Below are 25,797 nucleotides of genomic sequence, written 5' to 3'. Positions count from 1 at the left end.
AAAAAATCCAACAACCAGCGTCAGCAGAGCAGCACCGTCACGATCCGCAACGCCAAACCGACTTTTTTCTCCGTCTTCACGTCCACACTCCTATCGTTTCTTTTGTCGGAGATCGCTGCCGCGTTCTCCTTCGTGCTTGCATTTTGATCTTACCAAGGATAGCGGACGGCCAAATCTGTTGTACGTCATGAATTGGACGCAAAAAAAGCATCACTTTGGGCCGCTGTGCATGACGAATTTCATACGCTATGCCAAAAGTCATACTCGTTTCGTTCAAATGGAATGACGGACCGCATAGACGGCCGCCTGCGTTGTCAATGTAGCTCTACGATACATCGATGAATGACATGTTTGATTCATTCCTCCTGTTTAAAAATAGAAGAGCCACAAGAAAGTTACCTTCTGGTGGCTCAGACAAATACAGCAAATCGCTAGGTTTATCCTTTTATTCAAGATCAGCGTTCGGAATAAATCTTGTACTCTGGATTCCGACAACTGCTTCCTGTTATTGGAAAAACTCGTTAAACAGTTTAATGGCGGCTTGCGGGTTCTCCACCATGATCCAATGTCCGGTTTTCTCCAGCTTCACCGTCTTTGAATTCGGCGCATGCTCATTTAAGAACTGCTCCAGCATGCTGTAACCAGACACGCCGGCGATGCCGAGCGCAGACACGGTCAGCGGCTTGTACGTTTTCAGCGTTTCGATATCGTCACTGAACGTCTTGTACCATTCATTGCCGGCGCGAAGCGCATCAGGCTGTGAGTAGGCCGCGAGATAAACCTCGCGTTCCTTCTTGCTGAGCGCATCCTTGGTGTAGCCCATATAATCGTAAATCCAATTATAGACGAGATCCAGCTCTTTGCCCTGGAGCATCTGCTCCGACAAGCCCGGAATGGTATTGACGGCAAACCACCAGTAGAACTTCGCGCGTTCGGGATTGCTTTCATCATACACACCCGACGGCGGCAAAATCGGGATTTTCAAAAAGTTCTCGTTCGGATGGGAAGCATCCATCAGCACGACTTTCTTCGTGGCTTGCGGGAAGTTGGCTGCATATGCGTATGCGATCGTCGCTCCGATATCATGCCCAGCGATGTTGATGCTCTTATATCCAAGCGCTTTGGCCAATTCATAAATATCCGTTGCCATCGTCTTTTTGTCATAGCCCGATTGAGGTTTGTCCGAGCTCCCCATGCCGCGGTATTCCACGACATAAACATGATAGTTCTTAGCCAGCTCCGGCATCATTTCGCGAAACGAATACCAAGTTACGGGCCAGCCGGGCAGAAGAAACAGCGGTTCGCCTTCCCCGCCCTCGACGTAGTGAAGCCTGACGCCGTTGGCTTCCTTGTAGCCGTTCTTGAAGCCTGGAAGTTCTTTGATGAGTTCCTCATCAGAATAAGCTTTGTTTGCAGCCACGTCATTGCTTGACGCCGCCGATTGTTTAAATTTATCGTAAAGTGCATTTGCTTCGGCGTTTGTTTGATCCGTTAAAGGGATATTCACCGCCGCCTTACGGGCGATTTCTACTTGTTGCGCGTCGGAAAGCGTCAAAGCCGGGGCTGGAGTTGAAGCCGCTGGTGCTGGCGTCGATGTCGGCGCTGGGGTTGGTGTTGAGTCCGAAACCGTTTCATTCGGATTATTACCGGCCGCGTACTCCGCAGCTGCATTCGCAATGTCTGGTTTGGATATGCTGCCTGCCGGCCCAACCCCGGTTAAGACGAAGGCTGCTACCAGTAATCCGGTTAAAAAGGTTTTGCTCTTGATAAATCTCATGATTTCTGTTCCTCCTGAATTTGAATGTAGGTTCCCATTTTTCTTACTTTAACCCGTTAAGGACGGACGAAATGAATGATCTCTTCGTTGTACTTGTCTTTTTCATCGTGGAAGAGGCCGTGACCGCTGTTTTCGAAAGGCACCAACGTGGAGTTTTTGATTCCCTTATGCAATTTTTCCGCAACTGCAAATGGAACGGTTGTATCTTGAACGCCGTGCAAAATAAGAGTTGGCACTTTGATTTGATCCAATTCTCCGCTCAAATCCGTGGCAGCCACCGATTTAATGCTTTCGATGGTTGTATGGGAATCCGCTTCGAGTTCCAACTGGCCGAGCCATGCCAAATACTCCTTAGAGGTCTTACTTACGAAAGTGCCTTCACCGACTGCAAGTGTTTGAGGGCGGTCCTGTACCAGACCGGCTACGAGGCTATCGACCGCTTCCTGTGGAATTCCCCATTTAGGCGTGGGGGCGGCGGTGAGTATTAGTTTGGAAACCCTGTTATCTTGATATTTGATCCCATATTCGGTTGCGACGGTTGATCCCATGGAGAAGCCTACCAGTGTGGCGTCTTTTAAATTGAGTTTCTCGATGACGGCGCGAACATCATCCGCATAGGTCTCCATATTATTGCCGTCGTAAGTATGGTCGGATTTGCCGAATCCCCTAAGATCGATCCCGATAAACCGAACTCCCTTGGCAGGCAGCGTGTTCTGTTGATATTCGAACATTTCATGATTAAACGGCCAGCCATGAAGAAAGACGACCGGTTTGCCTTTGCCTACGTCCTCGACGTACAACCTCACGTTTTTATCAACGGTGACATAATGGCCGCTTCCAGTATCGATGACTTCATTGGAATGAATAGAGGCAGTTGCGTTCGCAACGTTTGGTTTGGATACGCTGCCTACTACCCCGACTCCGGTTACGACAAATGCTGCTGCCAGTGAAATGGTTAAAACGGTTTTGCTCTTGATAAATTTCATGATTTCTATTCCTCCTGGATTCGAATATACGTTCCTGTTTTCTTTCTTAATGATGATCGATTTTGCTGCTTGGTTTTCAAAGCACTGACCGTTCTTTCCCTTTAATCTTACCAAGGATAGCGGACGGCCAAATCTGTTGAACGTCATGAATTGGACGCAAAAAAAGCATCACTTTGGGCCGCCGCGCATGACGAATCTCATACGCTATGCCAAAAGTAATGCTCGTTTCGCTCAAATGGAGTGACGGACCGCATAGACGGCCGCCTGCGTTCGGTCGCGGAGCTCCAGCTTCGCGATCAGATTTGAGACGTGATTTTTCACCGTGCCTTCCGTGATCGTCAGCGCCTCGGCCATTTCCTTGTTATTGAAGCCTTGCCCCAGCAAGGCGAGGACCTCTTTTTCCCGGTCGGTCAGCGACGCCAATGCGTCGGGCGTGTCCGGAGGCAAGGGCCGCGTCATATCCGGATCGCGGTCCGCCATCTTTTTCATTTCGCGCAGCAGCATCGCCGTGATGTCCGGTTGTAGCACCGTGCCGCCGTTGTACACCGTGTGAATCGCGCTGACGATCGCCTCCGACGGCAAATCCTTCAGCAAGTACCCTTGAACGCCTTTTTCCAGCGCTTGCAAAATCAATTCCGCGTCGTCGAACGTGGTCAGGATCAGCACCTTTGTGTCCGGCACATGCCGCAGTATCAATTCGGACCCAGCCACACCGTCTATACCGGGCATCCGAATGTCCATCAGCACCACGTCCGGCCGCAGCTCGACGACCTGGTTGTAGGCGTCGCGGCCGTCCACGGCCGTTCCCACCACCTCCATGCCATCTTCCAGGCCGATGATGGTCGCGAGCCCCTCGCGCATGAGACGCTGATCGTCAACGATGAGAATTTTCAATGACATCCGCTCCATTTCCGCCGGCGGCATAGGGGAAGCGGACGTCGACCGCGAAGCCAGTTCCCGTCTCCGTCCCTAACTGCACTTCCCCGTTCCACTCTCGTACTCGTTCTTGCATATTGATTAACCCGAAGCCCGGCTTCAGTTCCGCGGGCGCTTCGCCGTCGTTGCGGATGCGAAGCGAAAACCCATTGTCGGTATAGGCGAGCACGATCTCGGCCTTCCGGGCATGACCGTGTTTCTGGGCGTTCGTGAGGGATTCCTGCACGATGCGGTACGCGGTCAGCTGCAGGTCGCCCGGCAGCGCGACGGCCCGACCCTCCACTTCCAGCGTCGTTTGCACTTCCGCCCACTTGGTGAATTCCTGCGCGAGCTCCGCCAGACGCTCCTGCAGCGAAGTCGAACGGATCGGTTCGTCGCGAATGGCCCGGACCGAAAGCCGAATTTCCTGCAACGACGCCCGAATCAAGTTCTCGCATTCCGCGTAGGTTTGTTCGCTGCGCTGCGGATCGAGCCGGCTTAATTTGCGCGCCGCCTGCATTTGGACGAGCAGCGCCGTTAACTTATGGCCGACCGTATCGTGAATCTCCCGCGCGATGCGGATCCGCTCCTTGGCGGCGCCCCACTCTTCCGTTTGGAGCGCGTACGTCTGCAATTGCGCATGCGACTGCATCAACTCTCCATACAGCTTCAGGGTGTCCGTGCGCGCGCTCCGATAAAAATGGATCAGCACGCACACGATGCCAGCGAACACGATGAACGACCCGGTCGTAAAATAGCTGATTTTGTCCAATTGCCGGTAGACATACCAATCCAAGCTTCCCATCGTCAGAACGTACACGCCCAGCAGTAGCAGGCATGTCCAGATGATCCCGCGGATACTCTGCGCGAACATCAAGATGGCCAGCGCCGTAATGCCGACGAAAAGATGATTCGGGAAGTCTCCCGCGATATGGATGTATCCGTAGGTGGCGGATAGCAAAAAATCGAGGATGAGCAAGTGGAACAAACCGCTTCGCCGCTTGCCGCGATTCAGATAGACGTAATTGGCGAACAAAAGGGCCACGATGGAAATAAAAATGAAGCTGAGTCTCCAAAACAGCGCAATCGAATAATCAAAATAAATGAGGCCGGACAGGGCTAAGTTAAGCAAGAGCTTCAGTCCGAACACTAGCTTCCATGTCCTGGAAGAACTCCATTCGCCTTCGGCGGCTGACTGCTTATCGGCTATCCTTTCATTCATACGCTCGTATCCCGCTCCCCCCGGATGATGGTCCTCTTAAACTTACCACGGGGGTTTCAAGAAAATCAATTGATCTATGGAACGGTTTGCTTATTCCTCAATTCGCCCGTTTTCGCAGCTGCGGAAAATAGCTCATCTCCTCAACGGAAATGGGCTTTGCTTCTGTTTTCTCCTTACGGTCTGCCAAACCGTCTTCCAGTCTGTCTTTTAATCCGGCTTCCAAACCGTCGTCGGGACATTGATCCGGGTACTCCCCGCTGGGGCACCCTTTTTCCAGTCTAACGTCAATGAAATCAACGAGCTGCTGAAGTGATGAGATTTGCTCGACGATTTGTTCACGGTGGCTCTTCAGCGTCTGGGCCAACTCAAGATATTCGGCGGGATCAGGGTTACCGGATGCTTTCAGGAACGGCCTCATGGCCTCCAGGGAAATCCCTGTTTTTTTCAGGCAGGATATTAATTTGATCGTATGGATATCCTTCCAGCGGTAGACGCGGTGCCCGTTGTCCTTCCTGTCCGCCGGAGGGAGCAGCTTGATTTTTTCGTAATAACGGATCGTGTCCTCGGAAAGTCCAGTCAGCTCCGCGGTTTGCTTTATTGTGAACGATTGCCCGGTCATCACTTTGCACCTCCTGAAATGGAAACTTACATGCATTATATATCTTGGAGCCGACTCCAAGTCAAACGGGGTCAGCTTACCTTTTTTTTCGTACAACGGCTTCATCCCCGGTGTCTTGACTTCGATTCGACTCCAACTTTTACAATGTGCTCTACCAGGGAGACATATCCCTGACATATGAAGGAGGAGACGCACATGAACCCTAAATATCAGCTTTTAATGGAGCCGTATCGCTTCAAAAGTGGAGTCGAAGTCAAGAACCGCGTCGTTCTTGCACCGATGACGATTTCTTACTCCCGGCATGACGGTGCGATATCGGATGATGTCATCGCGTATTATGAAAGCCGTTCGAACGGTGTTGGAATGGCTGTCACGGGCAGCGCGATCGTCACAACGAGTGGCAAAGTATTCGGAGGAGAAATCGCCGCGGACCATGACGATCAGGTCCCAAGCTTGCAGCGCCTGGCAGCAGCCATCAAAACACGCGGGGCCAAAGCGATTCTGCAAATCTTTCATGGGGGACGCGAAGGCCTGCCGGAGGCAGTACCGAACGGCGAGATCGTAAGTGCGAGCGCGATTGCAAAAGAGGGGCAGAACGTGATCCCCCGGGCGCTTGAAGAGCAGGAAATTATAGAGATCATCCGCGCGTTTGGCGCCAGCACCCGGAGGGCGATCGAGGCGGGCTTCGACGGGGTAGAGATTCACGGTGCCAATCGGTTTCTGATCCAGCAATTTTTTTCGCCATACACCAACCGGCGCGATGATCGTTGGGGAGGGGATCTAGACAGACGAATGGCGTTTCCGCTTGCTGTGGTGGATGAAGTAATCAAAGTGGTGGCCGAACATGCCAGACAGCCGTTTCTTGTAGGATACCGGTTTTCGCCGGAAGAAGAAATGACGCCTGGCATTACGATGGTGGATACACTCAGACTGGTAGATACCCTCGCCGGTACAAACCTGGATTATTTGCATGTTTCTTTGATGGATTTTTGGTCCAAACCCAGAAGTGGAGTAGAAAATCATCGCTCCAGAATGGAAATCATTGATGAGCTCGCCGGGCAAAGGGTTCCCGTGATTGGTGTAGGATCGATCCGCACACCTGACGAGGCGCTTAGAGCGCTGCAATCGGGGGTTCCGCTTATCGCACTGGGACGTGAGCTGATTATCGATCCGGATTGGGTCGAAAAGGTAGCGCAGGGCAGGGAAAACGAAATCCGTACGGAGATCACGTTACACGATCAGGAAAAACTGGGGATTGCCGATCGATTATGGCACAAAATCGTTCATACGCCGGGATGGTTCCCGATCGCGGGCCATGTTGAACAGGCTTGAAGATAGGCTGCTGTTTTGCGAAAAAGCGCGCCCTAGGCGCGCTTTTCTACATTTATATGGACTGTTCCCCTTTGTGCCAACTGTTCAGCCCAGCATACCGATCAGGACAATGCCGCAAAAAATAACGACCGAACACAGCATCCGCCGCAATCCCTGCTGCTCCTTCAGAAGCAGGATACCGAGGAAGGTGGCGAAGATGGTGCCGATTTCCCGCAGCGGGCTGATATGAGCCATTGGCGCCTGGGACATGGCGAACAGGAACAGCAGATAGGAACCCGGGTTTAAAACCGCCCCAAGCAGCAGCGTAGTTTTATTGGCCTTCCATTCCTCAATTATCTTTCCGGAGGCGATCACGGCCGGGGTCAGACCAAGCACAAATCCGATGTTGGTCACCTCCAGCAGCGCGATCGGAGAGACATGCTCCAAATTCAGCTTGTCGACGAAGACGTAGCAGGTGGTACACAGCCCGACGCACAAAGCCATAAGCACGGGCTTCAAGCCTTGGGCCTGCTGCCCGCCGCTGCGGCTGTTGGAGCCGATGCCGCTCAGCACAGCGAATCCGCCGAGCATGCAGAGGATGCCGAGCCAGCCGAAGACGGACAGCGACTCGTTCAGAAAAAGGACGCCGATCACGGGGACAAGCAGTGTGCTGGTGCCCCGCATGATCGGATAGATTTGCGACAGGTCGCCCAGCTCATAGGTTTTCGACAAGAGCCAGGAATAAACGGCTTGAAGAAGCATCGACAGCAGCAGCAGGCCGTAGGAAGCGGCGTTCATCGGATTCTTCCAGAGTACGGTAATTAGCACCGGCAGCAGCAGAATGGTCGCGACCATCATGATGGACCACAGAAAGACGCTTTTGCTGCGGCTCCGCTTGGTGAACATGCTCCATACAGCATGGGCCATGCCGGAAGCAATCACAAGGACAATCGGTAATAACAAAATGAGTCAGCCCCTTGGTTGTTTAGTTGGTTCCTTGGGTATCGGGTTCATGAATCGGCTGTTCCAGAGCGGCCGACCCGTCCTCCAGCCGGAGCCAGGTATCGAAGTCCTTCTCGCCGAGGGACAGGCGGATGACGCGGGCACCCCGCATAAATCCTTCTTTACCGTAAGTATTACATCCTGTGGCCCTCCCATAACTCAGGCGGATACCGTGCAACGTTCCGCTGTAATCGTTGATATGATCGTGTCCGCAGAACGTGCCGATGACGTCGCCCATTTCGACCAGTGCTGCAAACAGCCCGGAGTTGACCGGGGGGCTGCAGACCCGTTCGTATTTATGCCCATAGCAGACCTGGGTGTCCCACACTTCCTGGTATTCGGGAATCGGGATATGGAAGAACGCCAGCGCAGGCAGCTTCTCCGCCTGCCTGTTCGGGTTCAGCCTGGCGGATTCGGCGGCGAGCCAGTTGATTTGGTCCCGCTGGATCCAGTTGTACCCGGGGACCTGCTCGAGGCTGGAATAATCACCGGAATCGAGGAAATACAGGTTGGCGGCAGGACGCCCCTCCGTGTCCATCAGCTCCAGCGTGTAATTGCCCGACCCGCTCAAGTCCGCCGGACCGGGCTCGGTCACCGTGTGCCGGTGCTCCAGCACGGTCTGCATCAGTTCGTCCCGGCTGATCCGGTTTTCCGTATCATGATTGCCGAAGACGACCGCCCACGGGATGCCGCGCTCTTCCACAGCAGCGACCGCCTCCCGGAAGGCTTCCCGGGGATGCTCACATTCCTTTTTCCCCGGGGACACCGGTCCGGTATAAATGACGTCTCCGGTGATCACGACCAAATCGGGTTTCTCTGCATCCATGACCCGTTCCATGATCCCCCGTGTGCGCTGGTCCTCAGATCTGCCGTCCATCCAATGCAAATCGGTGAACTGAACAATCGTAAAGGTGCCGTCCTTTCGAAAAGACAAGCGTTGGCTCATCTCACGTTTCCCCCTCGTCATTTTACGTTGGTTTAACAAACCACACATATGAATGTTGTATTATGTGTATTTATGTGGTTTTAGTTGATTTTATTCCGGCTGGAAGCTGATGTCAATCGATTTTTTCTGGAGTTTGACATCCCTCTCCATCGACAACTACACTTATAAGAAACAACAACAAAACACATGTAAGCGATGAAAAACCACATGTGTCCAAATACTAAGCCTTTTGGTATAAAGGAGGGTTTCGATATGTCCTTAACCTATGAGGAACGGCGGGAGACCATTCTCGGTCAATTGGGGATGGAAGGGAAAGTCCGCGTGCACGTGCTGGCAGAGATGTTCGGCGTTTCGACAGAGACGATCCGCAGGGACCTTGACCGTCTGGAGAAGGAAGGCAAGCTTCGTAAAGTTTACGGCGGCGCGGTCCGGGTTCGTTCCGGCTTCACGGAGCCGACGTTTACGAACCGTTCCCTGATGCACAGGGGCGAGAAGCAGGAGATCGGCAAATTGGCGGCGCTGCTAATCGAAGACGGGGAGACGGTGCTGCTGGATAACGGCACGACGACGCTGGAAATTATGCGGAACCTGATGGAACGCACCCATGTCACGGTCATCACCAACTCCGTTCCGATATTAAACCTTGCCCTGGAGGGATTTCGGGGGAAAATCGTCTTTGCAGGCGGTGAGATCAATCCGGAGCATCAGGCGGCTACGGGGATGATCAGCCATGAGCTGCTCGACCGCTTCAAGGTGAACAAGGCGTTTATATCGGCAGGAGGCATATCGCTGACTGACGGGATTACCGATTATCATCTGGAAGAAGCGCTGCTGTCCCGCAAAATGATCGAGCGTACGGAAGAGGCCATTCTTGTCGCAGACCATTCCAAGTTCGGGGTCACCACCTTCGCCCAGATCGCGCCGCTTACGCAGATTTCGATGGTCGTCACCGATGCGGGCTGCTCCAGGGAATGGATCGACGCCCTGAAGCAGCTGGATATTGAAATCATTTCGGGGGAGGCGCCGCTTTAGAAGGGCTCTAAGAGGAGGGTTCATCCGCGGAACTGCCTTTAAACAAAGGGGCGATCCGGTCGATGCGGTTCGTCCAGATGCCGCCGGTGTAACGGGCCGGCAGCCGCTTGATGTCCTCGGGGCTGTCAAAGCCCGATGAAAAATCGCTGCCGTCGCCGCCGACGACGATCACCCGCGTGTCAGCTTTGTCCATCCGGTTCAGGAAGCGGTTCGGCCATCCCCACAGGAGCGGGGCGATTTTCTCGGGAATATGCAGCTCCGTATGCTTGCAGGCGGAAGGCATATACCCGGTCCATCCCGCGGCCAGATACGGAATCAGGCAGCGCTTCATCGTGGCAATGGACATGACGCGGGCACCGGGAAGCTGCGCATGGAGTGCCGCTACCGGCTCATCCCCGCCATAAAAAGCGAGCTGCTTCAACCGCTCTTCCGGCAGTGCCGACATCGCCTCGGCCAACCGGACGCCTTCCTTCGGATCACTGCTTTTCATATGAATCAGAAAAGACCGGTCCGGAAAATGCTTCAGCACCTCATCGAGCGTCGGCATAAGCCCGATGCCTTTACCCCGGAAAGGATACGTTTGCCCGCCGTCGGCGGTATAACCGTAGCCGATATCAACCTTTTTCAGCTCGGCCATGGTGTAATCCGTCGTCATGCCTTTCACATGGGTGCGGCAGTCCAGCGTCCAGTCATGGAACACGGCGATTTGATCGTCCTTCGTCAGCTTGATATCGAGTTCCACCATATCGGCACCCGCCTGGAATGCGGCTTCCATGGACGGAAGCGTATTTTCCAGGTAGGGGTGCTCAGGGGGATAAATCCGTTCCGCGGTACAGGTGTCGTTCGTGATTCCCTCCATCGTAAAGGTTTGGGCCAATCCGCGATGGGCGAGCAGAAAAGGGGAACCATCCCGGGGTTTGGCAAGCAGGGAGGTGTTATTCAGATAAATAAAAACTATCAATAGTGCCAAAATGATAAAGGTTTTGCTCCGTACAATCCGCTTCAAACGCCTCACCTGCCGATCCCCTCCCATACGGCGTCCAGCTGCCGTTCAATCGATCCGTATATCCCGTCTTCGCTCATCTTGGAGGACAGCGTAATCAGCGTCTGGAAGAACAGTCCGACCACCACTCCTGAGCTTAGTTCGGGGTCTGACAGCCGCTGCCGCGGGTCTTGTTCTCCGGCATCCTCCATCAACCGGCGCAGTGCATTTTTGAAATTCGAAATGTTGGTTAATTCGCTGCCTGATACGATTTCCGCTTTGATCGTTTCAATCAGGGTCAGCCGCAGAAGCTCCTCATGCTGCGTATAGATGTGCAGCAGGTCGTGAAGGATCCGCAAAACGCGCTGCTTCAAGGGACCGTCCGGATGACGCGCGATGATGTCGTCCATCAGGCTGGCGTACGAATCGGCTACATACAGAAGCACATGCTCTTTTTTCGGAAAATAGTTAAAAAAGGTTCCTTTCGCGATTCCGCACGCGGCGGCAATTTCTTCCACGGTGACGTTGTCGTACCCTTTTTCCTTAAACATTTGAAGGGCATAGCGGGTAATCTTTTCCCGAGTGCTCTTTTTCTTCTGGTCTCTCAGCAATCCAACCACCTCATTATGTATAAAAAATGACCAAGGTCATAAATGACTATGGTCATTATATGGCATAAACCGATTGGAGCACAAGTCCTGTCTATCCCCATAATTTCTGTTTTCTCCAGGACTTGGACAGGAATGCGCTTCTATCGGCGCTGCTGATATTTCATTTGGGCTCTCCTTTTGCGGATGCGCATATAAACCGGCTTTTTGGCGCATGGTAATAGAAAAAGAACGATTTGTCTGCTAGGGCAGTTGATGGTTTAAAGCACCCAAACCTGTTTATAACTAACATGAAAAACAATCCAAATGAGGAAAGGGGGTCAGGAATATGGGTAAATTTGCCGTAAAGTTGGTAGCTCATTTGGTTGTGATCACCGCGATGCTGTTAGTGCTCTCTACTGCAACGATCTGGGGCGCTCTGGCCACGGCGCTGGCGATCGGCGTCATTTCCTATTTGGTCGGCGACCTGCTGATACTCCGCACTTCCAACAGCAATATCGTGTCTACGTTGTGCGATGCTGTCCTGGTTTTTCTCATGCTCTGGGCGGTGCGCGCATCGAATCTGTGGTCCTTGTCTTATACGGATATGCTGATCATCACCATCGTGGCGGGGATTTTCGAATACTTCTACCACATGTGGCTGCTTAGTGACGACCGTTCGGCCAGAAGACAGCGGGCCTAATGCCGCCGCAGCTTAACGTTGATAGATAAATAGATGAGTACATGGAACTCTAAGCTCTCTGTAACCAAGCAGAGGGCTTTTTGTCGTGCCGGGCTTCCGGTTTGCGTCAGCGACCTGGAAATCGATGGGATTCATTTTTGCACAAACCGGACTTCCAGGAATTGAACTGTCATTCGCCGCAGGGCCATGGGTATAATCGAGTCACCAGGAACGACATATTTCGTCAATGACAGGAGGGATGCCGGAATGCTTGATGAACGCAGTACCGAAATACTGAAGCTGCTGGTGCAGGCGGATGATTACGTGGCGCTGGATGAACTGACGCAGAGGCTCGGCATCTCCCGAAGAACCGTGTATTACGATATGAACAAAATCAATGACTGGTTGGAGGCTTTGGAACTGCCCCCTGTCGAGTACGTGCGCACGGCCGGTTATTTGCTGCCGGAGGCCAGCCGCCGGGGGATCCCGGAAACGGCAGGGGCAGAGAGCTCTTCGGCGCAGCAGTATTATTTGTCTCCGCGGGAGCGGCTGGCCTGGATCTTAGTCCGGCTGCTAACGGCGGAAAGTCCCGTTTTTATTCACCGCCTTACCGATTTGCTCCAAGTCAGCCGGGGGACGGTGCTGAAGGATTTGAATACAGTCCGCGCGCAGCTGGAAGAGGCCGGCCTCGAAGTGGTGTACGACCGGAAGCGGGGCTACGAAGTGCGCGGCGATGAGGCGAGGATCAGGAGAGAGCTGACCCGCTGCTGCGATCAGCTTGCCGGCAGCGTCAGCTGGGAGCAGGCGATCAGTCTTACGGGCAGCTGGGGAGAGCAGAACCCGCTGCGGGATCTGATGCCGGAGAATATGGACGACGGCATCCGGCATCAGATCTACCGGCTGATCGCGGCCAGCGAGCGGCTGCTGAACGTGGAACTCACTGACGAGATGCTCTTTCATTTGACCACCCGATTTTTGCTGTATATCCGCCGGATCCAGTCCGGCCGGGTAATCCGCGTGGATGAGGACGAGCGGGAGGTGCTCCGGCAGACGCCCGAGTATGACGCGGCTTCCCGAATCGCGGACGGCCTTAGCCGCTTATTCGGCATTCCGGTGCCGGAAGAAGAAAACGCTTACCTTACGATGCATCTGCTTGGGGCGCGTGCGAACCGGATGGAGCAGCTGACAGGATCGGATGAAATCATTGGGAGCCTGCGGGACGCGGCCCGGGAGATGACGGATGCGTTTCAGCGCAGCGCCTGCGTCTGGCTCGGCGGCCGGGAAGCCGTGGAGGCGGACCTGCTGGTGCACTTAAAGCCGGCGTATTACCGGATCATGTATGGTTTGGAGCTGGTCAATCCCCTCCTGGAGGACATCCGCGGTAAATACGGCGATTTATTCGAGCTCACCCGGCGCTCGGCGTACGCCTTCGAGGAGCTGGTCGGCCGGAAGCTGAGCGACGTCGAGATCAGCTATCTGGCGATGCATTTCGGCGGATGGCTGCGCCGGGAGGAAGTGGAGCCGGCGGCCCGGCGGCGGGCGGCGATCGTCTGCGTGAACGGGATCTCTGCGTCAAGGATGCTGAAGGCCCAGCTGGAGGGACTTTTCTCCACCCTCGACATTATCGCGTTGCTCTCCTTACGGGAATACGAGCAGTTCCAGGAGCGGGTCGATTTAATTTTCTCAACAGTCCCGCTGCCGGACAGCAAAGTGCCCGTTTATGTCGTCCATTCGATCCTCAGCGACAAGGACAAAGAGAATCTGCTCGGCCGGGTGAACACGGGAGGTGGCCGTGGCCAAAGGACGCAGGCAAGCTCGGTGCAGGCCCTTCTCGATATCGTCCGCAAGCACGCAGACGTGACCGACGAAGCGGGACTCGCAGACGAGCTCGGCCGCTACCTGTCCGGCGGCAGAAGCAAAGTATGGCTGGGCGAGCGGCCCAAGCCGTCACTGGCCGAGCTGCTGTCCGCGCCGATGATCCGCCTGCAGCGGGAGAGCGCAAACTGGCGCGAAGCAATCCGGGAAGCGGCCCGGCCGCTGCTGGCGGAAGAATATATCGAAGAAGGCTATATCGATGCCATGATCGGCAAAGTGAAGTCGCTTGGTCCTTACATTGTGGTCGCGCCCGGAATCGCCATCGCGCACGGCCGGCCGGAGGATGGCGTGAAGCGGCTGGGGATGAGTCTGCTGCAATTAGAGCGGCCCGTGGCTTTTTCCGGGGAAGCGCGCCACCAGGTGCGGGTCGTGCTGGTGCTGGCGGCGATCGACGGCGAGTCGCATCTGAAGGCATTGTCCGAGCTAACAGGCATGCTGAAGGACGCAGCCGGCCTGAACCGGCTGAAGGAGGCGCATACGAAGGAGCAGATTCTGAAGCAGATCGGGACGGCTTCAAGTTCCGGCTAAACTATCCGAACGGGAGAGATGAACATGAAATTTCTTGAACCTCCGCTCATTGCGCTGGATGCCGAAGCGGCATCCGCCGAGGAGGCAATCCGGCTGGCTGGCGCGCTGCTGACGGAGGCGGGCGCTGCGGAAGCGCGCTACGCCGACGCGATGGTGGAGTCCTACCGGGAGAGGGGACCGTACTTCGTCCTCGCCCCGAGCATTGCCCTGCCGCACGCCCGTGCGCAGGACGGTGTGATCGAGGCCGCGGTGTCTTTTGTCCGGCTGAAGGAACCGGTCGTCTTCGGCCACCGCGCCAACGATCCGGTGCAGCTGGTATTCGCCCTTGGCGGTTCCGACAGCGGCGAGCATATCGCCCTGCTGCGCCAGCTGACAACGCTGCTGAGCAGTCCGGCGCATCTGGAGCAGTTCAAACAGGCGGCTGATGTAGAAGCTATCCAACAAATCATTAGGGGGAATGAGCAATGAAAGTATTATGCGTATGCGGTTTGGGTCAAGGAACGAGTCTGATTCTGCGGATGAACGTGGAAAATGTGCTGAGTGCCATGGGCGTCAGCGCCGACGTGGAGCATACAGACGTATCCACGGCCTCAGGTACAGCGGCCGACTATATCATCACAAGCCATGGGCTGGCGCAAAGCCTGGAGGGCCATTCCGCCCGGATCATTGTCCTCAACAACTACTTCGACAATGCCGAAATTAAGCAAAAGCTGGAGGAAGCCTTGTAAGCCCTATCTTGACCTAACCGAGGAGGTGTCCATCCATGGACGTGCTTTATTGGATCGCAACCAACATTTTCGGAACACCTGCCATACTGCTCGGCTTCATTGTTCTGGTCGGCCTCATGCTTCAGAAAAAATCGACCAGCCAGCTGGTGAGCGGGACGTTCAAGGCGATCATCGGCTTCCTCATCATCGGGGCGGGTTCGGACGTCATCGTGAATGCGCTGAACGTGTTCGAACCGATGTGGAAGGAAGTGTTCGGCCTGAAGACCAGCTCGCTCGGCAGCTTCATGGGCCAAGATGCCTTCAACACCAAATTCGGCAGCGCCGTCACGCTGGCCATGCTGGTCGGCTTCCTGATTAACGTGGCGCTGGCCCGGTTTACCCGGTTCAAGTACATTTATCTGACCGGACACATGATGTTCTGGACCTCGACGATCTTTGCGGGCGTCATCGTCCATGCGGCTGGCACCGGCGTTCCGGTATGGAAACTCGTGGTCGTCATCGCCGTCATCCTGGGCCTGTATTGGACCTTCCAGCCGGCCCTGGTTCAGCCGTTCCTCAGAAAGGTTACCGGGAACGACAACATCGCCCTGGGCCACACCTCAGCCTCCGTCGCTCTGCTGGCGGCGCTGCTGGGCAAGGTGCTCGGCAACAAAAAGAACGATTCCGAGAAGATCAAAGTGCCGAAGGGATTCGAATTTCTTCGCGACTCCAACGTCATTACGGCGCTCAGCATGGGCGTGCTGTTCCTGATCGGAGCGATCATCCTGTCGACCAAGGGAACCCCCGAAGCCGCTGCACTGATCGCCAAGGCAGGAGACCAGAACTTTATTATTTATTCCATTATCCAGTCGTTTACGTTCGCCGGCGGCATTGCGATCGTGCTGATGGGGGTGCGGATGTTTGTCGGCGAGCTGGTGCCGGCCTTTAACGGGATTGCGACCAAATTGGTGCCCGGGGCCAAGCCGGCGCTGGATGCCCCGGTCGTGTATCCTTACGCGCCGAACGCCGTTGTGCTCGGTTTCCTCGGCGCCTTCGCCGGAGCCATCATCTGGCTGCTTGTGCTCGGCAGCACGGTGTCCTACATTTTTGTACCGACGATGATCGTGCTGTTCTTCCATGGGGCAACCGCCGGCGTATTCGGTAACTCGACGGGCGGCGTGCGCGGAGCGGTTATCGGGGGCTTTGTTACATCGACGATCGTCGCCTGGGGGCAGTTTGTCATGGTCCGCTTCCTCATCTCTTCAACCGTGCCGGACACGGCCATGTGGGCCGCCGACTCGGATATGTTTATCATCGGTCCGATTTTGCACTTTATCGCCAAGCTGTTCTTTTAAGTTGAACGTTTACAAACGGCCAAACGGAAGATGGCGAACGGTCGGAGCGCCGTCTTCCCGGGGCCTGGCGGGCCTTGGCTTGCAGACGGATGATACATCAGGGCACCAACAACTCATCATGAATGGAGGAGAGCGTTAATGGGCTTTATCCGCACACTTCACGGGGACATCGATCCAAAGGAGCTCGGGTTTACTTACTCCCATGAGCATATCGTATGCCGCCCGGCCTATTGGCAGGAACGGGGGGAAGACGATCTTCTGCTGGACGACAAGGAGAAGTCGAAGCTGGATGTGCTGGATTTCAAACGGCACGGCGGGCAGTCGATCGTGGATGCAACGGCGGTCGATTATGGCCGGGATGTTCATGCCGTAGAGGAGATTGCCCGCGAGACGGGCATCCGGATCGTCGGGACGGCCGGATTCAACAAAAGCTTTTTGTGGGATGCAGGCATCAAGGAAGAGCTGAAGCCCCTTACCGGGCCCTATAATACTTACGCCCAGTGGATTGAGGCGAAAACAATCAATGAACTGGCCGAATTCGTCATTCGCGAGGTCGAGGAAGGGCTGGAAGGAACGCCATTCAAGGCAGGCCAGGTCAAATTCGGAACCGGCTACAACCGGATCACGCCGCTGGAAGAAAAAACGCTGCGGGCCGTGGCAAGGGCGCATCACGAAACAAAAGCTCCCGTCCACTCCCACACGGAGGTCGGCACGATGGCGCTGGAGCAGATCGAGCTCTTGAGAAGCGAAGGCGTAAACCTGTCCTACCTGAGCCTCGGACACATGGACCGGAATCCGGATCCGTATTACCACGAGCAAATCGCCGCAACCGGCGCATTTTTGAGCTTTGACGGCATCGGCAAGATCAAATACGCGCCCGAAAGCACGCGCATCGAGCTCATCCTGAACCTCGTCCGCAAAGGCTATGAGGACCAAATTCTGATCAGCGGGGACACCGCCCGCAAAACCTACTACAAGCATTACGACCATGGGCTGGGGCTGGAATATATCATTGCGAAATGGGTGCCCCGTTTCATCGACGAAGCGGACCGCGCGGGCTTTGACGGCAGACAGCTGATCGAGAAGTTCTTTGTCGCCAACCCGGCACGTTGTTTTACGTTCAAAAAGTAAGGGGGCAGGGTCATGAAATTCGAGCACGAAAACTCGGTTGACGTCATGGACAAGATCCGCCGGCACCGCACGGCCATCCTGCCGGTCGGTGCCGTGGAAGCGCACGGCCCGCATCTTCCCCTCGGCACGGACAATCTGCTTGCCGAACGGCTCGCGGACAAACTGGCTGCGCGCACCTGCGGGTTCGTGCTGCCGACGCTGCCTTACGGGCAAGTGTGGAGCCTGCGCCATTTTCCGGGAAGCATTTCCGTTTCCAACGAGGCGCTAATCCGGATCTTGGCCGATATCGGGGAAAGCCTGTACAACCAGGGCTTTCGCATTCTGGCCATGGTCAACGGCCATTTGGGAAATGCCGTCGCCTTGAAGGAAGCCGCAAGGGTGCTGTATGAACGGGTGCCGGACCTTAAGGTATTCTACTTCTTCTATCCCGGAACGAAGGAAGTAACCGCAGAAGTCCGGGAAACGCCGGCGGTTCACGGCACTTATATGCATGCCGACGAAATCGAAACGTCCTACATGCTGTATTTGGCTGAAGAGTATGTGGACATGGACCGTGCGATCGACGGGAAACCGCATATCCCTGTTGACGCCGACTGCACCCCTACGCCCTGGGAAGAGATGACGTCTTCGGCAGTGCTGGGCGACGCCACTCTGGCCAGCCGGACGAAAGGCGAGAAGATCATCGAACGCAGCCTGGACGCGATGGCGGACATGGTGCTGCAGGCCAGAAGGAAGCTGGATTTTGAAGCGAAGGGGGAGGAATCATGCTGATGAACGCGTATTTCAACATTATCGGTGAGCTGCTGCATAAGGTTCGGACGAAGCAGGCAGGGGAGATCCGCCGTGCTGCCGTTAAGGTTGCGGATTGCATAGAGCAGGGAGGCATTATCCATTTATTCGGCTGCGGGCATTCGCATATCCTCACCGAAGAGGTGTTCTATCGGGCCGGCGGGCTTGCTCCCATCCGTCCCATCTTCGTGGAGAAGCTGATGCTGCACGAAGGCGCGGTGCGTTCATCCGAGCTGGAGCGGCAGAACGGCCTTGCGGCAGACTTCATGGGAGAGCAGGATATCCGGGATGGCGAAGTGGTGTTTGTGCTGTCTACCTCCGGACGAAATCCGGTGCCGGTGGATGTTGCGCTTATGGCCGGGCAGAAGGGCGCCTTTACCATCGGCGTAACCTCCCTGGCGTATTCCAAGAGCCAGCCTTCCCGCCATGAGAGCGGCCGGCACCTGGCCGACGCCGTCGATCTGGTGATCGACAACTTCTCCGTCAAGGGGGATGCGGTGCTTCGGTATCCAGGTATGGAGGTCGCGTTTGCGCCCAGCTCGACGGTGATCGGCGCGGCGATTCTGAACGCCGTGTTCGCCGAGGCAATCGGGATCATGATCGACAAGGGACTAACGCCGCCGGTATTTTTAAGCGGCAACATCGACGGGGCCGACGCGCATAACGCGGCATTGATCGAAGCTTATAAGGGCCGGATCGCGTTGCTGGCGTGACCGGCTTCATAAAGGGGAGGAGCAACATGATTACACAAACGGTGACCATACGGAATAAACAGGGCTTTCATGTGCGGCCGGCCCAGCAGTTCTCGGACCGGGCGGGGCAATATGAGGCGCAGGTGGCGGTGATTACGGAGGACGGACGCCGGGCCGACGGCAAAAGCATGCTGGAGCTGATGACGCTCGGGCTCGAAGCGGGATCGGTCGTGACGATCGAGGCTGCCGGTCCGGGAGACGAAGAAGCGGTCCGCGCTTTGGCGGAGCTTGTGGACGGCAAGTTCGGTGAGGACTGATGGACACGCTGTATCTTCAAGGCATCGGCGTGTCGGAAGGGGTACGGATCGCGCCGGCCTTCATCTACCGGCGGGAAGAGGCCGGCCGCGCGCCGGCTCCCGCGGAGCTTCCCGCCGATCCGGAGGCGATTCGGGCTGAGCTCTCCAGGCTGGGAGAGGCGAAGCGCCGGTGTGCCCGGCAGCTGGAGGAGCTGGCGGCGAAGGCGGCGGAGACGCTCGGCGAAGATCAGGCCGGGATCGTGACGGGCCAGCGCAGGCTGCTGGATGACCCGGCCTTCTATCCGAAGATGGAGGCCTGGGTGCAGGCGAAGCGGGTGCCCGCGGAGCAGGCCGTTGCCGGCATCGTGGACCAGGTGGCCGGCGTGTTCGAGGCCATGAGCAGCGACTATATGAGGGAGCGTGCCGCGGATATCCGCGACATTGGCGGACGTCTGCTGGATGCATTGGCGGCGAAAGAGGACCACGGGTTATCCGCCATTACGGAGCGGGTCATCCTCGTGGCGGACGACTTGGCGCCGTCGGACACGATCCAGCTGGACCCGGCGCGGGTGGTGGGGCTGATCACCCGCGCCGGCGGCGCGACGTCGCACACGGCGATCCTGGCGCGCTCGCTCGGCATTGCCGCCGTCGTCGGCGCCGGCAGCGCCATCGACGGCATCGCGGACGGCGATCTGATCGCCGTCGACGGGGCGGCCGGACGCTGCATCGTCCGGCCCAGCGAGGCGGAGGCGGAGCAGAGCCGCCTCCGGATGGAGGAGGGCGAGCGGGAGCGTGCCGCGCTCGCCCGCTACGCCGCGCGTCCGGCGGTGACCGCCGACGGGACGCGCGTGGAGCTGGCGGCCAACATCGGGACGGCCGCCGAAGCGAAGGCCGCCGCCGAGCAGGGCGCCGGCGGCGTGGGGCTGTTCCGCACGGAGTTCCTGTTCATGGACGCCCCGGCCATGCCGGGCGAGGAGGAGCAGTTCCGTGCATACCGGGAGGCGGCGGCCGCCATGGATGGCCGCCCGGTGATCATCCGCACGATGGACATCGGCGGTGATAAGGCGCTGCCGTATCTGGATCTGCCGCGGGAGGACAATCCGTTCCTCGGCTATCGGGCGATCCGAATTGGCCTGGGCAGCCAGGATCTCCTGAAGGTTCAGCTGCGTGCGGTGCTGCGGGCAAGCACGTTCGGCAACGTCAAGGTGATGTTTCCGATGATTTCCGGGCTGCAGGAGTGGCGGGAAGCCAAAGGTGTGCTGGAGGAGGCGAAGGAAGAACTGAGGCTCAGCGGGACGGCATTCGACGAGCGCATCGAGGCGGGAATCATGGTCGAGGTGCCTTCGGCAGCCGTTATGGCAGGGGTTTTTGCCCGTGAGGTCGATTTCTTCAGCATCGGTACGAATGACCTGGTTCAGTACACGCTGGCCGTGGACCGGATGAACGATAAGGTCGCGTACCTGTACGATTATTTCCACCCGGCGGTGCTGCAACTGATCCGCCAGGTCATCGAAGCTTCTCATCGGGCGGGCAAATGGACCGGCATGTGCGGCGGGATGGCCGGCGATCCGCTGGCCGCTCCGCTGCTGCTGGGGCTCGGATTGGACGAGTGGAGCATGGAGGCGGGGCGGCTCTCACTGATCAAGAAAGAGCTGTCGGCTCTCGACCGGGAAGCCTGCCGCTCGCTGGCCGACAGCGTTCTGACACTGGATACGCCCCAGGCGGTCCGGCAGGCGCTTGAAGAGTTTCGCCGTGCTATCGGGCTTACGCTATAGACTCATTATTTTAGCATTCGACCACTGGAGTTTGCAGGAAAAGGCAGAGCGTCCTCTTTGAGAGGATCCTCTGCCTTTTTTATTTTACGGAATGGCGATATTGCGGTATTACGGTATTACGGTATGGCGAATGCCTCTTTGCTTTATACAAGCGGCGTCTTCCGGTTTCACTGCAAAAGAGGTTTTTTAGATTTTCCGTACCGGCCACAGCAGCACCTCGAGCCTCGGGGTAAACGTCAGCAGCGCCGGCTCCGGGTCGTGGACCAAGCCGAACGAGGCCGTTAGACTGTTCTCCTCGATCCACAGTCCGGCCTCTTGGAGCGGCCACGGAAAGTGGTGAATCTCCCCGATCCGGAGCTGACCGTCGGATCCGGCGGCATACAGGCAATACCGCTCGGTCAGCCAATGAACGAGGGTCCCGGGCTCAGCATGATAGACCTTCGGGTTTACCGCGCGATACCGGCTTTTCCATACCGCCGGGGACTCTCCGCGCCCGCGATCCCTTTCGCTGACATAATGGATGAATCCTTCTTGGTGGCCCTTGTGCATTCGGGCGTAGCGGTAGGGCAGGTGGGCCAGCATGCGGGCACCCGCGACCGCGAGCGGATTCGAAGCCTCCAGCGTCAAAAACCAAATGCCGGGTTTTCCACCGCAGTTCACGTACGTTCTAACGTTCAGCTCCAGGAACTTCCGGGTCCCCGGTACCGGCGGCATACCCCGCATGCGGAGCGGATCCAGCAGAAACGGGGCAACGCTGATCCACGGCCGCCCTTCCCATCGCTCAAGCTCAAGGCCGGGGGGAATATAGGGAAGCAGGCTGTGTTCATCTACCGGCCAATGGGCGAATAGCAGGTCGTTCCATCCCTGCTTCATGACCCAAGGCCCGTCAGGCATAGGTATCGGACGATGGCTCGTTTGTTCTAGTATGCTGCGGTTTTTCATGGTTCTCTCCTCTCGGCTGTTGGGGTAGGGGCTATGTATCGTTATTACCCATCTATGCACAAATACGATGTTTCATATCCTGGGGCACGGGTAAGTTATGAATGCAAGCGCAACACTCAAAACCCTAGAAGGAGTGATTCGAAATGGCAAATAACAAAGATAACCGTAAGATGACCGTCGAAGAAGCCGGACGTATGGGTGGCGAGCAAACCGCCAAAACGCATGACAGGGAATTTTATCAAGAAATCGGCAGAAAAGGCGGCGAAGCGACGGCTGATTCCCATGACCGTGAGTTCTATGAGGAAATCGGCCGCAAGGGCGGCGAGGCGACATCAGACTCGCATGACCGGGAATTTTATCAGGAAATCGGGCGGCAAGGCGGAGAAGCGAGAAATGACAGCGATGGCAGCGACGGCAAAATGAGCCGTGAGGAAGCCGGCCGTAAGGGTGGAGAGGCCCGGGCCCGTCAAAGAGATAACTCTTAACCAGACGATACGATAGATGAACCACAATAAAAAGGACCTTCCTTCGGGGAGGTCCTTTTTATCGTAGGGGCATCAACCCCTGCCCGCGGCCTCAAGACCGGCGAGTTTGGCGCTCGTCATGGCGGTATCGGCAAGGCGCCCTTCGCGGCCCACCCAGTCGCCGGCGACGTACAGCCCCCGGATTTCCGGAACGGCCGGTCCCGGTGCGGGAGCGGCCCCGCTTCGCAGCGCAGTGCGGGAAGCATGAGCGGCGAGCAGATTCGGGGAGAAACGGATAGCGGAGGCCTCCCGCTCCCAACCCGGCTGAATGGCTTCAAGCCTTTCCTTCAGGCGCCGCAGGACGAACTCGGGATCACGGGAAGGACGGGAGCCGTGGTATGTCATCACATGAATCACTTGGGAACTGTCCTCTGTGAGCGGGATTGCTGCCGAATGGTTCGAATAATAGAACGGCTCATCCAGTCCGAGAACAAACGCCCGATCCGGATGGGGCACCTGCTTCAAGGCGACGTCCAGGCAGGAAACGAACAGCGGGTGAGCCTGCTCCTTCCAGGCTTCTAGCGAACGGTTGTGCAAACCGGAACTCTTGAGCCATCTGCGGACCGCATCCGGACCGGCCGCGGCGATGATGCTGCCTGCTCTGAGGAGGGTCCCTTCGGATAGAAGGATGCCGGTGACCGCTCCTTGCTCATGCACAATTTGGGCAGCTTCGGCACCTGCGGCGATGACGACGCCGGCTTGAACGGCTTCCCGCTGCAGGTTGTCGATGACCGTCTGCCAGCCCCCAAGCACATACCGGACGCCCTGGCCGGCGAGCTGTCCTTGTTCCAAAACGTAGCCTGCGCTTAACCGCTCCATGTCGTCATCGTAGGCCCACTGTCTGCACATGGCATAAAAGAACTGGCGGACGCGGTCCGAACGGATATGTCCCTGCGCCCATTCTTTCATGCTGATCGAGCGGACCGGTTCCGGATCGATCCGGTTCAGGCTTCCCATGAGCGTACTCCATTCCGTCTGCTCTTCGGGACTCAGCTCCTGGGCGGCATGGATCAGCTTCCCGTCTAAAATGCCGTACATTGCATTTTTCGTCCCGTTGCCCAAGGAAGGCTTACAGCCGAGCTCTTCCAAAATCCGCAGCGCTGCGCTGCCTTCGTACATGGCACGGGGGCCGTAATTAAACAAGGCGCCCCCGATTCTGGCGGTTTGGGCCAAGCCGCCAAGGCGGCTGTCTTTTTCAAGCAGGATGACGGATCGTCCGGCCCGGGCTGCATATATCGCTGCGGTCAGACCGGTTAGCCCGCCGCCGATCACGGCAATATCATAAAATGAGTGTTTAACGGTCATGTTCATATTTATGTTCATATTTAGTACGCTCCTCTTAAATATGTTACTTATTTGTCACATATAATATATGTTACTTTATGGTAACGTGTCAAGAGGATCAAAAAGGATTTATTTGATAAGCATTTACTTGGTACGGCAAGCTGTATTGACAGGTCTTATTGTAAAGGCTGAGAAGTTATGTGATGAACGTAAATGGTTCGAGCAGTGATGCTTGGGTCCCAGGTTGCCTGGGTTTGCACGTCCAAACGGGAAGGCTGCACAGTGGTCCTTCAAAGGGTACGGGTTACAACCGGCTGAACCGCTTTTCCACTGCGGACAGGCGCTCACGTCTCTTCTCCAGGCTAAGGTGCTCCATCCCCGGGTGATTAAGCCAGGTGAGCTTGTGGATCCCCATTTTCCGAAACGTGCCGCGAAAAAGAATCTTCGTGATCGGGTTACCCAATATCCACCGGTACACGAATCCGGGCGAACTCATAACGGTCAGCAGTGAGACCCCCTTCAACCTGGGAAGAAGACAGACAAACGGGCGTCCAGGCTTGACTTCGTCAAAAACGACGCCCTTGACGAACACTTTATCCAAGAAGCCTTTGGTCAGCGCGGGCATCGCTTCCCACCAAATCGGGAAGATGAAAATCAGATGATCGGCATCCATAAGCCGGAGCTGGTAATCTTGGACCATCGGGTCCCGGGTGATTTTCTGCCTCCAGGCGGCGAGATCCTCTGCTGAGGTCACCGGGTCAAAGCGGTCGGCCTGCAGGTCCATCAGATCCACGGTGTGGCCCGCGGTGGTCAGGCCGCGGGTAACGGACGCCAGCAGGGCGGCGGAGAAACTTCTCCGGTGGGGAATGTTGTCGGAGGCGGACGCTCCGTAAGGATGATCAAAAACGATAACGATATGCATGTGGGTACCCTCCATCAAATGATTCCGAGAAACAAAATAATTTTGGTGAATCAATCATACGTTTTTGTTTTTATGGTGTCAATATTGTTTCGAGGAATCTTTATTTGGAGACGGGATGCTGTTATACTGGTTGTAACAGCTCTAACGTGAAATGAAAGAAAGGAGGCGAGCCGCATGAACCGGTCCAAACAGGTGCATCCCTCTACTGGCGAGTGGCCGCAAAAGGAAATCGTCATTCAGGAAATGATGAGCAGCATCGCGCAAATTCAGCGGAGGTTTCAGGCGGAAGGCATCGATGAAGAAAGGCAGTGGATGATCTCCCAAACCGACAATGCGGAGATCAAGGCGTTTTTACAGGAGTCGACCGTCGTGATGCTCCATGTCATTGACGCCGTAGGACGGCTTGAACCCGTTAATGGGATCACGATCTCCAAGCAGTTCGACATTCCCCGTGGCAGCGTGTCCAAGGTCACCCGGAGACTTATCGTCCTGGGCGTCATCCAATCCGAATCCCTTCCTGACAATAAAAAGGAGGTGCTCTTCCGGCTGACTCCGCTCGGCAAGGACATTTACGACCTGCATGAGGCGCTGCATGGCCAAATCGAGCGGAATGCCAAACGTTTTATGCAGCGCTACACGCTCGATGAGCTGCAGCTGCTCGCAGCGGGCATGAGGGATACGCTCGGCACTTCCTTTGTCGAGCCGGCGGACGGGCAGGAGGAGGCGGAAGGAAGCCGCTCAGGTGCGCCGGAAACGGCGGTGATCAGCGAGATTTTAGGCCAGCTGCAGCGCTTGGAAGAGCGGGAGCTGCGTAAAGTGAGGGACATGATTCAACTCATGTTTTTTTGAGCGGGATTTCCCGAAAAGAGGGAGGGGATGCGAGTCCATGCCTGCAGCATAAAAAGCCCTGCTTCCA

General features: G+C 56.3%; 26 protein-coding genes. 14 read left to right on the top strand and 12 right to left on the bottom strand.

Annotation, left to right across the window (positions count from 1 at the left end):
- Positions 1–505: 505 nt before the first annotated feature.
- The 5 genes from FHS19_RS18390 to FHS19_RS18370 all read right to left on the bottom strand — a co-directional run bounded on the left by FHS19_RS18390 (position 506) and on the right by FHS19_RS18370 (position 5,519).
- Positions 506–1,777, bottom strand: coding sequence for an alpha/beta fold hydrolase (locus FHS19_RS18390; protein ID WP_183583314.1), 1,272 nt, complete (start codon positions 1,775–1,777; stop codon positions 506–508).
- A gap of 56 nt (positions 1,778–1,833) precedes the next feature.
- The gene (locus FHS19_RS18385; protein ID WP_183583313.1) at positions 1,834–2,763 is read right to left on the bottom strand and encodes an alpha/beta fold hydrolase; all 930 of its coding nucleotides are present in this window, start codon (positions 2,761–2,763) and stop codon (positions 1,834–1,836) included.
- 231 nt (positions 2,764–2,994) lie between these two features.
- Positions 2,995–3,663 (bottom strand): response regulator, encoded by a 669-nt coding sequence (locus FHS19_RS18380; RefSeq protein ID WP_246426683.1) that lies wholly within the window; start codon positions 3,661–3,663, stop codon positions 2,995–2,997.
- Complete coding sequence (locus FHS19_RS18375) at positions 3,638–4,900, bottom strand: sensor histidine kinase (RefSeq protein WP_183583311.1); 1,263 nt, start codon at positions 4,898–4,900, stop codon at positions 3,638–3,640. Before FHS19_RS18375 ends, FHS19_RS18380 begins: the two co-directional genes overlap by 26 nt.
- A 97-nt stretch (positions 4,901–4,997) precedes the next feature.
- The gene (locus FHS19_RS18370) at positions 4,998–5,519 is read right to left on the bottom strand and encodes a MerR family transcriptional regulator (RefSeq protein ID WP_221224002.1); all 522 of its coding nucleotides are present in this window, start codon (positions 5,517–5,519) and stop codon (positions 4,998–5,000) included.
- 195 nt (positions 5,520–5,714) lie between these two features.
- On the opposite strand from FHS19_RS18370, the gene FHS19_RS18365 reads away from it, so the two are divergent.
- Positions 5,715–6,851 carry an NADH-dependent flavin oxidoreductase gene (locus FHS19_RS18365; RefSeq protein ID WP_183583309.1) on the top strand — a complete coding sequence of 379 codons (1,137 nt, stop codon included), beginning with the start codon at positions 5,715–5,717 and terminating at the stop codon, positions 6,849–6,851.
- A gap of 84 nt (positions 6,852–6,935) precedes the next feature.
- On the opposite strand, the gene FHS19_RS18360 is transcribed toward FHS19_RS18365, so the two are convergent.
- Both FHS19_RS18360 and FHS19_RS18355 read right to left on the bottom strand, forming a co-directional pair.
- Positions 6,936–7,793 carry an EamA family transporter gene (locus FHS19_RS18360; protein WP_246426682.1) on the bottom strand — a complete coding sequence of 286 codons (858 nt, stop codon included), beginning with the start codon at positions 7,791–7,793 and terminating at the stop codon, positions 6,936–6,938.
- A gap of 22 nt (positions 7,794–7,815) precedes the next feature.
- On the bottom strand, positions 7,816–8,778 hold the full coding sequence (locus FHS19_RS18355) for a metallophosphoesterase family protein (protein ID WP_183583308.1): 963 nt from the start codon (positions 8,776–8,778) through the stop codon (positions 7,816–7,818).
- A gap of 252 nt (positions 8,779–9,030) precedes the next feature.
- Between FHS19_RS18355 and FHS19_RS18350 the strand changes: the two genes are divergently transcribed.
- Entirely contained in the window at positions 9,031–9,810 is a 780-nt protein-coding gene (locus tag FHS19_RS18350; protein ID WP_183583307.1) for a DeoR/GlpR family DNA-binding transcription regulator, read from the top strand.
- A gap of 7 nt (positions 9,811–9,817) precedes the next feature.
- Here FHS19_RS18350 and FHS19_RS18345 read toward each other — a convergent pair whose 3' ends face one another.
- The gene (locus FHS19_RS18345; protein ID WP_183583306.1) at positions 9,818–10,825 is read right to left on the bottom strand and encodes a glycerophosphodiester phosphodiesterase family protein; all 1,008 of its coding nucleotides are present in this window, start codon (positions 10,823–10,825) and stop codon (positions 9,818–9,820) included.
- Entirely contained in the window at positions 10,822–11,403 is a 582-nt protein-coding gene (locus tag FHS19_RS18340; RefSeq protein ID WP_183583305.1) for a TetR/AcrR family transcriptional regulator, read from the bottom strand. Before FHS19_RS18340 ends, FHS19_RS18345 begins: the two co-directional genes overlap by 4 nt.
- Before the next feature lie 325 nt (positions 11,404–11,728).
- On the opposite strand from FHS19_RS18340, the gene FHS19_RS18335 reads away from it, so the two are divergent.
- The 10 genes from FHS19_RS18335 (at position 11,729) to ptsP (ending at position 21,209) form a co-directional block, all read left to right on the top strand.
- Positions 11,729–12,082, top strand: coding sequence for a DUF2512 family protein (locus FHS19_RS18335; RefSeq protein WP_183583304.1), 354 nt, complete (start codon positions 11,729–11,731; stop codon positions 12,080–12,082).
- Positions 12,083–12,328: 246 nt separating this feature from the next.
- Positions 12,329–14,464, top strand: a complete 2,136-nt coding sequence (locus FHS19_RS18330; RefSeq protein ID WP_246426681.1) for a BglG family transcription antiterminator — start codon at positions 12,329–12,331, stop codon at positions 14,462–14,464.
- 24 nt (positions 14,465–14,488) lie between these two features.
- Positions 14,489–14,932: a PTS sugar transporter subunit IIA gene (locus FHS19_RS18325; protein WP_183583303.1), complete on the top strand. Its 444-nt coding sequence runs from the start codon at positions 14,489–14,491 to the stop codon at positions 14,930–14,932.
- Entirely contained in the window at positions 14,929–15,192 is a 264-nt protein-coding gene (locus tag FHS19_RS18320) for a PTS sugar transporter subunit IIB (protein WP_183583302.1), read from the top strand. The genes FHS19_RS18325 and FHS19_RS18320 overlap by 4 nt, the downstream gene beginning before the upstream one ends.
- 35 nt (positions 15,193–15,227) lie before the next feature.
- A complete protein-coding gene (ulaA, locus tag FHS19_RS18315) occupies positions 15,228–16,526 on the top strand; it encodes a PTS ascorbate transporter subunit IIC (protein WP_183583301.1) in 1,299 nt (432 codons plus the stop codon).
- A gap of 138 nt (positions 16,527–16,664) precedes the next feature.
- The gene (locus FHS19_RS18310; protein ID WP_183583300.1) at positions 16,665–17,657 is read left to right on the top strand and encodes a phosphotriesterase family protein; all 993 of its coding nucleotides are present in this window, start codon (positions 16,665–16,667) and stop codon (positions 17,655–17,657) included.
- A 12-nt stretch (positions 17,658–17,669) separates the two neighbouring features.
- Positions 17,670–18,428: a creatininase family protein gene (locus FHS19_RS18305; RefSeq protein WP_183583299.1), complete on the top strand. Its 759-nt coding sequence runs from the start codon at positions 17,670–17,672 to the stop codon at positions 18,426–18,428.
- On the top strand, positions 18,425–19,159 hold the full coding sequence (locus FHS19_RS18300) for an SIS domain-containing protein (protein ID WP_376771939.1): 735 nt from the start codon (positions 18,425–18,427) through the stop codon (positions 19,157–19,159). Before FHS19_RS18305 ends, FHS19_RS18300 begins: the two co-directional genes overlap by 4 nt.
- Positions 19,160–19,185: 26 nt before the next feature.
- Positions 19,186–19,455 carry an HPr family phosphocarrier protein gene (locus FHS19_RS18295; RefSeq protein WP_183583297.1) on the top strand — a complete coding sequence of 90 codons (270 nt, stop codon included), beginning with the start codon at positions 19,186–19,188 and terminating at the stop codon, positions 19,453–19,455.
- The gene (gene ptsP / locus FHS19_RS18290; RefSeq protein ID WP_183583296.1) at positions 19,455–21,209 is read left to right on the top strand and encodes a phosphoenolpyruvate--protein phosphotransferase; all 1,755 of its coding nucleotides are present in this window, start codon (positions 19,455–19,457) and stop codon (positions 21,207–21,209) included. Before FHS19_RS18295 ends, ptsP begins: the two co-directional genes overlap by 1 nt.
- A gap of 186 nt (positions 21,210–21,395) precedes the next feature.
- On the opposite strand, the gene FHS19_RS18285 is transcribed toward ptsP, so the two are convergent.
- Positions 21,396–22,151 (bottom strand): YqjF family protein, encoded by a 756-nt coding sequence (locus FHS19_RS18285; protein ID WP_183583295.1) that lies wholly within the window; start codon positions 22,149–22,151, stop codon positions 21,396–21,398.
- A gap of 143 nt (positions 22,152–22,294) precedes the next feature.
- On the opposite strand from FHS19_RS18285, the gene FHS19_RS18280 reads away from it, so the two are divergent.
- Complete coding sequence (locus FHS19_RS18280) at positions 22,295–22,636, top strand: KGG domain-containing protein (RefSeq protein WP_183583294.1); 342 nt, start codon at positions 22,295–22,297, stop codon at positions 22,634–22,636.
- 72 nt (positions 22,637–22,708) lie between these two features.
- On the opposite strand, the gene FHS19_RS18275 is transcribed toward FHS19_RS18280, so the two are convergent.
- Both FHS19_RS18275 and FHS19_RS18270 read right to left on the bottom strand, forming a co-directional pair.
- Positions 22,709–23,998 carry a phytoene desaturase family protein gene (locus FHS19_RS18275; protein WP_281382544.1) on the bottom strand — a complete coding sequence of 430 codons (1,290 nt, stop codon included), beginning with the start codon at positions 23,996–23,998 and terminating at the stop codon, positions 22,709–22,711.
- 265 nt (positions 23,999–24,263) lie between these two features.
- Entirely contained in the window at positions 24,264–24,881 is a 618-nt protein-coding gene (locus tag FHS19_RS18270; RefSeq protein ID WP_183583293.1) for an NAD(P)H-dependent oxidoreductase, read from the bottom strand.
- Between the two features lie 174 nt (positions 24,882–25,055).
- On the opposite strand from FHS19_RS18270, the gene FHS19_RS18265 reads away from it, so the two are divergent.
- A complete protein-coding gene (locus FHS19_RS18265; protein ID WP_183583292.1) occupies positions 25,056–25,730 on the top strand; it encodes a winged helix DNA-binding protein in 675 nt (224 codons plus the stop codon).
- Positions 25,731–25,797: the final 67 nt, after the last annotated feature.

The sequence above is a fragment of the Paenibacillus rhizosphaerae genome (assembly GCF_014192015.1).
Lineage (GTDB): Bacteria > Bacillota > Bacilli > Paenibacillales > Paenibacillaceae > Paenibacillus_AQ > Paenibacillus_AQ rhizosphaerae.
This window is presented reverse-complemented; position numbering and strand designations above follow the sequence as displayed.